Below are 5881 nucleotides of genomic sequence, written 5' to 3' on the forward strand. Positions count from 1 at the left end.
TTTATCTCAGTCGAGAAGACTCCCACCTCTTCAGGTGGTGAGTAATAGCAAATTTGTCTCAGTGGAAGCCTTGTCTCCGACTGAGATAAACGCTCCGCGAGGATGCGCAGTGATTCTGTAAAGAATATGTCAGCTTACGCTGACCAGAATCACGCGCCAAGTCTCACGGACGTTCGACTTGAATGAGAAGTTGTTTGTTCGAAAAGCTGTCAGCCTGTTCTGGCAGCTTTCGATAAAATATGAAGATTGGAAGTAACTGTTCAGTAGGTCAGCAGGCAAAAATCCCATTGCCGTAGGCAATTTTTAATGGATTTTTGCGCGTGACTGTGAAGGTACTGAACAGTTACGATTGGGAAAATCAAGAAGGAGGATAAAGAAATGAGTCATAAAATTACAGTATTTCGCGGCGATGGTATCGGTCCGGAGTTAGTTGATAATGTGTTAAAGATTTTAAAAGCGGCAGATGCACCGCTGGAATATGAAATTTTCAATGTTGGTGAGGATGAGTGGAAACGCAACGGTGCTTTGATTCCAGAGGAAGCTTATGCTTCCTTCGAGCGCACCAAAATACTCTTAAAATCCCCGATTACGACTCCGGTTGGAAAAGGATTCCGCTCCCTGAATGTAACACTTCGCGGACAGTATGACCTGTATGCCAATATCCGCCCGGTTAAGTCCAACGCGGCAGTAAAAACTCCATTTGAGAATGTGGATATCGTGATTTTCCGCGAAAATACAGAAGGTCTTTATGTTGGTGTAGAGGAGCAGGTAAATCCGGATACAGTTCATGCAATTAAGATTGTTACAAGACAGGCAAGCGAGCGCATTATCCGCGATGCATTCGAGTATGCGAAAAAGAACGGACGCAAGAAAGTAACCTGTATTCATAAGGCAAATATCCTGAAAATGTCCGATGGCATGTTCCTTTCCATTTTCAAAGAGATTGCAAAGGAATATCCGGAGATTGAAGGTGATGATAAAATCATCGATAACACCTGCATGCAGCTTGTCATGAATCCAAACCAGTTTGATGTTATGGTAATGCAGAACCTGTACGGAGATATTCTTTCGGACCTGTGCAGCGGCCTGATCGGAGGCCTGGGACTCGTTCCATCCAGCAATATCGGTTCTGACTATGCTATGTTTGAGGCCGTACATGGCAGTGCACCGGATATTGCAGGCAAGCACCTGGCAAACCCGACCGCATTCCTGTGGTCTGCCTGCATGATGTTAGAGTACTTAGGTGAAAATGAGACCGCCGGACGCATCCGCAAGGCTGTGGATGAGGTTCTGGCAGAAGGCAAGCACCTGACAAGAGATCTGCATGGAACTGCAACCACCGAGGAATATGTGGACGCAGTGATTGCGAGACTGTAAAACTTCATACACGCACAGCAAAAGCCCCGGAATTTTTTGATTCCGGGGCTTTAATATATTATATTGTGCTAAACACTAAGCTTTTGCAATCTCCTGAAGGATCGCAATAATTACTTCTTCCATCCGATAGAAAGATTCCACATCTGCTTTTTCATGCGGTGTATGAACATCATAAAGATTTGCACCACAGGAAATCATATCGATATGATCTCCCAGTTTTTCTGCCAGATATCCACATTCGATTCCGGCATGAATTCCTGTGAAAACAGCATCTTTTCCAGAATACTCACGGTATGTCTTCGCACAAATATCACGAAGTTTAGATTCTTTACGATATTCCCACTGCGGATAATCACCATGGAAGGTGCAGTTCATTTCCAATGCCTTCGATAATATCTGCATTTTTTCTTTTAACTGTGCTTTTTCTAATTTTACAGAGCTTCTTCCGGAACACAGGAACTCAAGTGTTCCATCCTGAATCGTCATACTGCCTATATTAGAAGATGTCTGTACCATTTCCACATTTTCTCTGGTTCGGCTGATAACGCCGCACGGAAGAAACGTAATTGCCTCGATAATCAAATTCACCGTTTCCTTTGTAAACACAGTTACCTCTTTTTTCTGCTCTTCCTTCTCCAGGCGGAATGACAGGTTTTCTGTTTCAGAAAACTGTGCTTTCAGCATTTCTTCCAGTTTAGAGAGTTCTTTTAATAATGCCTCTTCGTCCTGACTTGATGTGTGCATAACAATCGTTCCCTTAGATGCAATTGCATTTGCTTTTCCAGGCGCATCCAGCGAAGAAATACGTGCAAATGGAGCAATATGATAAAGAATTCTTCCCACAAGCTGAATTGCATTTGCTTTTCCAAGAGCTATATCCAGACCCGAATGTCCTCCGCTTAATCCACATAATGTCAATGTATATGCAATATCTTCCGTTGAGCCCGTATATTTCAGCGGAAGAGAAAGATCGGTTCTGACTCCTCCTGCACAGCTTGTAAAGAAAACACCTTCTTCTTCTGCATCCAAATTAATCAGATAGCTTCCTTTGACATCTGTAAGTTCCAGATGCTTAACTCCCTCTAGGCCCACTTCTTCACTGGAAGTAATTAAAATCTCCAGGGCCGGAAGCGGCAGATCATTTCGATCCAGCAAATCCATTGCATAAGCAACTGCCAGTCCGTTATCAGCACCAAGAGAGGTTCCATCCGCTGATTTCAAATAACCATCTTCTTCCACAACATGGATACCATCTTCGTACTTATGAGTGCTATCTGCGCTCTTTTCATAGACAATGTCCATATGACCCTGCACAATAACCGTTGGTCCCTTATATCCAGGAATCGTTGACGGTTTCCGAATCAGCACATTATGATGGGCATCCCGTTCTGCCTGCAGGCCTCTGGCTTTTGCAAAATCGAGCAGATACTGGCTGATCGCTTCCTCGTCACCGGTTTGTCTCGGAATACGGCAGATATCTTTAAAATATTGAAGCAGCTTTTCATTTTTAGATTGTCTTTCCATAAATATAATCTCCCCGTACATACAATTTGATACGAAAATTTAGGATAAACGCTTTTGAGATAATAGGGCGCTGACAATTCTGACAGCGCCCTTTCCCAATTAGAGGTATTATTTAGGTATGTTTACTACCATTGTAATGATTAATATCCTTCAACGCCAAGTGCTTTACAGAATTTTCTTGCTTCCGGATCTACATAGATTCCGTTTTCTTCCAGCTTATAGCCATCCAGAAGAATCGTCGGTTTAGAAACAATACCATCTGTATGAGCAGCAGCATCCCAGCAAGCTCCCATTAAGCTGGCTCCCTGACTTCCGATACCCATCTCGATACATCCAAAGAGTCTCTCATCCTCAACAATACGTCCGGTAGGTTTGGTTACGCCCGGGTTAAAGCCGATGGAATAATGAGCCAGACGGAACATATTCGGGTCATTAAATTTATTCAGCCATTTTTCGAAGATAGCAGCATCTTTTCCGCCTTCTATTTTTGTTACAACACCTTTTTCCAGGGTCAGCTCTACATTGCTGTTAAGAAGACCTAATGTATCCGGTGGGAACAGAGCAGAATCAAAAATTAATTTACCATTGATAGTCTCCTCTACCGGACACCAGCTTACCTGACCGCCTAACATAACCGGATAGCCCTTCTTGGTTGCTCTCTGTCCAGAATGTTTAACGCCGCGTCCCTGATTGTAGCCAACTAAATTTGTTCCATTCTTATCCGTAACAATTACTTCATTTGAGCGATGAACTTTATCTGTCAGATACTCACCAAATTCAATCAGGACATCATAGTCAACACGGCCAACCGTATTTACCAGCATGATAACATCCATACCATTTAAGCAAGTAAATCTTGCACCATTCTCCATTGCTTTTCTAAAGCAAGGAGTATGCATAGAGCAATAGTATGCTAACTCAATCCATACATCTGCATGCACTACTGCATCTGCAACCGGGCGAATCGGTTCTTCATACGCTTTTCCGGAAGTCGGATAGTGAATAATAACCGGATTTGCACCAACTGAATATGCTGCACCTGCAACCGCCTCAACCACACGGAAATCTGCAGATGTATCAGCGGTGATAACTACATTTTCACCCTCTTTTACAAGCATGAAATCACGTACCAGTTTTAAAGCAGCACTTGTTACTTCAAATGATAAGTAAGTGTTTGACATTTCTACGCCAACCGGATATTCCATAATAAGTTCCTCCTATAATATATATTTTTATTTATTAAGTTTCTTTCCAAGGTTCATCGTGGAGCTGAAGAAGCTGTACAGGGCGGCACCGGTAATGAATCCGGCACCCAGAATATACAGTTTACTCTGTCCAAGATCACCATATTTCTTAACTACAATGTAACGAATCAAAAGACCAACGAGTACTGTAATACCAGCCATCGGAGAAGCAATCAGAAGACCGGTCGCAAATAAAACACCTAACTGACGGCCTGAACCGCCGATTGCCTGAAGAAGTGCTCCCGGGATAGCCCAGATAATCAGGTTCTTTGCTACTGCCATATTAGTTCCTGCATCAATAGTTGCCACATATACAGCATCAACCGGTGCGAGCATTCCTTTTTCAAAATATGCTTTGTAAGTAAAGAGAACAACCAGAATTGCAATTACAGCACTGACCATTTTTGCAATATACTGCTGTCTTCTTCCTTCCATCTCAAACGGAACATCTTCACCGTTGCCTCTGACAATATAACCAGATTTCAGGTCATATGCCATATCAGCAAAGGCCGGTCCGGTTGCGGAAGTAAAGCCAACCAGGATTGCCAGCTGTGCCGGCGGGAATCCAAACAGCATTCCAAGAATCAGGAAAATGAAAGCTGTTGCAAATGCCGGGAACCATCCGGAGTGCATGGCGGAGATACCAACAATCAGCTCGGAAATGATTGCAGAAAGGGCTGCAAAGATAATCCACCATACGAACATTCCAGCACTCATATCTGCCGAAAATCCACACATAATTGCCATAACAATGGATACCAGAATATATGCGCCAAAACCTTCTGCAAGGGAGAACTTCATGCTCTTTAAGCTTCTGGTAAATTCTTTCTTTTCTACCTTTCCAGTTGCAGCCTCAGCTGCTGCCGCTTCTTTTTCTTTCTTGCTCTTTTTCTGAAGAATCAGAATCATCTGGATAAGAGCAACGAATCCGGCACCAATCATGACACCATGAGGTACATAGTAATCGCCAAGTTTGATGTTGAAGAATTTCGGAGTGTATTCGGAAATCAGAAGGCCCACGCCAAATGCACCAAGAGCCCACATATTTCCAATCCAGCCTACGCCCAGGATATCGGTCGGAATACCAAAAATCTTTCCAACGATTCCGCCAACCATACCAATCATAAGGATAACGGAGTTCTTTCCCTTTTCAGCAACTGCCAGCATAGCCTCTGCTGCTGCAATACCGGGTGCCCATGCTTCTTTTGCCGGGAACATCTCTGTATCAAACACCTTATAAAGAATCGTTGCATCAATGATTACTGCTAATGAAGCACCTACCATCATTGGAATAACCAGATCATGTCTTCCTAACAGATAAGGAATACCGATGGATAAGAAAATACCGTTTGAAGCAGCGAACGTTGCACCTGACATAGCTGTCTGGACAAGGTTCTGGGTATTAATATCTTTATATTTCTGGAATATCTTCAACGGAATTCTGGCAATAATAATTGCAAACAGTGCACCGATGATGGATGTATTTGTACTGATTCCCAATCTGGCAATTAACTCGAGACCAATGATTGAACCAATCACAGAAACTAAAATATTTAACAACATAATAGCTGGATCCCATGCAGATGGGTGTTTTTTATTCATAAATTTCCTCCTTTCTTTTGTCATGCAATGAATGAATTCAGATTAGTATACTTTTTTGAAATTCACGAAAAATATTTTTCTTTGTCTTGATCTTAGCATATAAATCAAATAAAATGAAATTATGTTATTTTATA

General features: G+C 42.5%; 4 protein-coding genes. 1 reads left to right on the plus strand and 3 read right to left on the minus strand.

Annotated elements, in window-relative coordinates:
- Window positions 1-378 precede the first annotated feature (378 nt).
- Window positions 379-1377, plus strand: coding sequence for an isocitrate/isopropylmalate dehydrogenase family protein (locus DWX91_RS15695; RefSeq protein ID WP_118473021.1), 999 nt, complete (start codon window positions 379-381; stop codon window positions 1375-1377).
- A gap of 75 nt (window positions 1378-1452) precedes the next feature.
- Here DWX91_RS15695 and pepD read toward each other — a convergent pair whose 3' ends face one another.
- The 3 genes from pepD to DWX91_RS15710 form a co-directional block, all read right to left on the minus strand.
- Window positions 1453-2901, minus strand: a complete 1449-nt coding sequence (gene pepD / locus DWX91_RS15700; RefSeq protein WP_182426687.1) for a beta-Ala-His dipeptidase — start codon at window positions 2899-2901, stop codon at window positions 1453-1455.
- A 140-nt stretch (window positions 2902-3041) separates the two neighbouring features.
- Window positions 3042-4106: an aminopeptidase gene (locus tag DWX91_RS15705; RefSeq protein ID WP_022360655.1), complete on the minus strand. Its 1065-nt coding sequence runs from the start codon at window positions 4104-4106 to the stop codon at window positions 3042-3044.
- Between the two features lie 27 nt (window positions 4107-4133).
- Window positions 4134-5747 (minus strand): OPT/YSL family transporter, encoded by a 1614-nt coding sequence (locus DWX91_RS15710; RefSeq protein WP_227589784.1) that lies wholly within the window; start codon window positions 5745-5747, stop codon window positions 4134-4136.
- Window positions 5748-5881 lie beyond the last annotated feature (134 nt).

Origin of the sequence: Clostridium sp. AF22-10 (assembly GCF_003478725.1) — a bacterium.
GTDB classification, from domain to species: Bacteria; Bacillota; Clostridia; order Lachnospirales; family Lachnospiraceae; genus Otoolea; species Otoolea fessa.

Excerpts from the sequence above, each read along its gene's own strand:
- DWX91_RS15695 (WP_118473021.1), top strand. The coding sequence starts at position 379 with ATGAGTCATAAAATTACAGTATTTCGCGGCGATGGTATCGGTCCGGAG.
- pepD (WP_182426687.1), bottom strand. The coding sequence starts at position 2,901 with ATGGAAAGACAATCTAAAAATGAAAAGCTGCTTCAATATTTTAAAGAT.
- DWX91_RS15705 (WP_022360655.1), bottom strand. The coding sequence starts at position 4,106 with ATGGAATATCCGGTTGGCGTAGAAATGTCAAACACTTACTTATCATTT.
- DWX91_RS15710 (WP_227589784.1), bottom strand. The coding sequence starts at position 5,747 with ATGAATAAAAAACACCCATCTGCATGGGATCCAGCTATTATGTTGTTA.